Below are 2755 nucleotides of genomic sequence, written 5' to 3'. Positions count from 1 at the left end.
TAAAACAAGCATCCTGCAGTTCCCACATTTATTACTGGGCGTTTTAACCCTGTTTTGTTATGTAGGTGTAGAAGTTATTGCCGGCGATACCATTATTAACTACGGCAGTACACAAGGGATACCATTGGATACAGCCAAATTTTTCACCACGTGTACGCTGTTTTGCATGCTTATTGGTTATGGGGCGGGTATACTTTTTATCCCCAAATATCTGAGTCAGGAAAAGGCCATGAAGATATCTTCTGTATTGGGATTAATTTTATCCGCGGTAGCGATACTCACAACCGGGTATGTTTCGGTAGCTGCAGTAGCATTGTTAGGCCTGGCAAATTCACTGGTTTGGCCGGCAATATGGCCCATGGCATTAGCTGGTTTGGGCAGGTTTACTAAAATTGGTTCATCATTATTAATAATGGGTATAGCGGGGGGCGCAATTGTGCCTTTGGCATATGGTGCATTGGCACAGGCGTTAAACCCAAGCCACGGTTATATAATACTTATACCGGCTTATCTTATTATTTTATATTACGCTATTAGCGGGCATAAGGTAGGAAAGTCAAATTTTAACAAAGAAACATTACAATCATCATAAAATAAAAACTAAAACTAAAAATTATGGATCGCAGAGAATTTGTTAGGAACACCGCCGTTGGATTGGCTGGTTTAACAATTTTGCCTTCAGGGTTATTATTCGCAAAAAATGCAGATAAGGTAAGGCTGGGTTATATAGGTGTAGGGCTACGTGGCCGTAGCCACATCGGTGAGGGTTTGCTTCGCGATGATGTAGAGATCGTTGCTATTTGCGACATACAGGAAAGCTCGTTAAAATATTGCCGCGCGCAATTTGTAAAAGCTAAAAAGAAACTGCCTGCAGAATACACCGGTGGGTTGGACGCTTACAAAAAGCTATTGGAGCGTAAAGATATTGATGGGGTTATAATTGCTACCCCTTGGCAGTTCCACAAAAGCCAGGCTATTGATGCTATGCGTGCCGGTAAATATGTTGGCTGCGAGGTAATTGCCGGTATAAGCGAACAAGACCACTGGGATATTCTGAACGTTCATGAAGAAACTAAAATGCCTTACATGACGCTGGAAAATGTTTGCTATCGCCGCGATGTGCTGGCCGCTTTAAACATGGCAAGACAAAACGTTTTTGGCGAACTGATTCACTTGGAAGGTGGTTATCAACACGATTTGCGTAATATTTTATTTAACGATGGCAAAAGCTTTGATGGCAAGGGCGGTGAGTTTGGCCCCAATACCGTGGGCGAAGCGCAATGGAGAACCCAATGGAATGTTGACCGCGATGGCGATATTTACCCAACACACGGTGCGGGCCCGGTAATGAATTATATTGATATTAACCGTGGTAATAGCTTTACCAACCTGGTATCGTTCTCATCAAAATCACGCGGGTTAAATGCTTACGTTAACAAAGTATCTCCCGGAAATAAAAACGCTAAGATCAAGTTTAAAAATGGTGACGTAACTACCACTATGATCAATTGTGCCAATGGCGAAACTGTTACGCTTTACCATGATACCCACTTGCCGCGCCCATATTCATTAGGTTTTAGGGTACAGGGTACCGAAGGTATCTGGATGGATGTGAACGAATCAGTTTATATTGAGGGTAAAACTGCCAAATACGACGAATGGGATAAAGCAAGTGTATGGTTCGAGAAATACGACCACCCGCTTTGGAAAAAGTTTGAAAAATTCGCAGAAGGCGCAGGCCACGGTGGTATGGATTGGTTTGTATTTAACGGGTTTATAGAAGCTGTTAAACAGAAAAAGCAAACCCCAATTGACGTGTACGATTCATTAACTATGAGCGTGATAACACCACTATCAGAAAAATCAATTGCAGAGGGTAATACCCCGCAAAAATTCCCTGATTTTACAAAAGGTAAATGGAAACAGCGTAAGAACACCTTCGCGTTAGACGATAGCGGGTTCTAAGAAACAGGCACATGAAAACAAAAATATTAGTGACCGGTGGACTTGGTTATATAGGTTCCCACACGGTAGTGGCATTGCTGCGCGCAAACTACGAGCCCATAATAGTTGATAACCTGGATAATTCCAGGTTAGGGATACTTGACCAGATAGAGAAAATTACGGGCACAAGGCCGGTTTTTCATAACATCGACCTGTGCGACGAAGCAAAAACCGCCGCCTTAATTAATAGTGAAAAAGGTTTAGAAGGTGTTATCCATTTCGCGGCCCATAAAGCGGTTGGCGAATCGGTAAATGAGCCGCTGAAGTACTACAGGAACAACTTTAATTCGCTCTTCAGTATTCTTAAAGCATTTGAAGGGCGTAAGTTAAACATGGTGTTCTCATCATCATGCACGGTTTACGGCCAGCCGGATGTGTTGCCTGTTAGTGAAGCGGCCCCGGTTAAAACCGCCGAATCGCCTTATGGTAATACTAAACAAATAGCCGAAGAAATTTTGCAGGATGTTGCTAAAGCAGATAAAACAAAACAGATAATTTCCCTGCGCTACTTTAACCCGGTAGGCGCGCACGAAACTGCCTTGATAGGTGAACTGCCTGCTGGGGTGCCGCAAAATCTGGTGCCTTTTGTAACCCAAAGTGCTATAGGCAAACGCGGGCCAATAACCGTTTTCGGGGATGATTATGATACCCCGGATGGCAGCTGTATCCGCGATTATATCCACGTGGTTGACCTGGCCGATGCGCATATTGCAGCCCTTAAACTGCAGGAAAGCGGCAAGCTTACCGGCAA

2 protein-coding genes and 1 pseudogene are annotated in these 2755 nt (G+C 43.7%); all 3 read left to right on the top strand.

The window, feature by feature from the left end; genetic code table 11:
* A pseudogene (locus tag JWQ85_RS21085) lies at nucleotides 1-592 on the top strand (glucose/galactose MFS transporter); the annotation flags it as partial.
* A gap of 23 nt (nucleotides 593-615) precedes the next feature.
* A complete protein-coding gene (locus JWQ85_RS21080; protein ID WP_299471516.1) occupies nucleotides 616-1965 on the top strand; it encodes a Gfo/Idh/MocA family oxidoreductase in 1350 nt (449 codons plus the stop codon).
* 11 nt (nucleotides 1966-1976) lie between these two features.
* On the top strand, nucleotides 1977-2755 hold a 779-nt coding region (gene galE / locus JWQ85_RS21075; RefSeq protein ID WP_299471514.1), incomplete at its 3' end, for a UDP-glucose 4-epimerase GalE.

The organism is Mucilaginibacter sp., from assembly GCF_028288105.1.
In the GTDB taxonomy this organism is placed as follows: domain Bacteria; phylum Bacteroidota; class Bacteroidia; order Sphingobacteriales; family Sphingobacteriaceae; genus Mucilaginibacter.
This window is presented reverse-complemented; position numbering and strand designations above follow the sequence as displayed.

Bases quoted from the DNA above. Each gene is read 5' to 3' on its own strand.
- JWQ85_RS21080 (WP_299471516.1), top strand. From the start codon at position 616: ATGGATCGCAGAGAATTTGTTAGGAACACCGCCGTTGGATTGGCTGGT.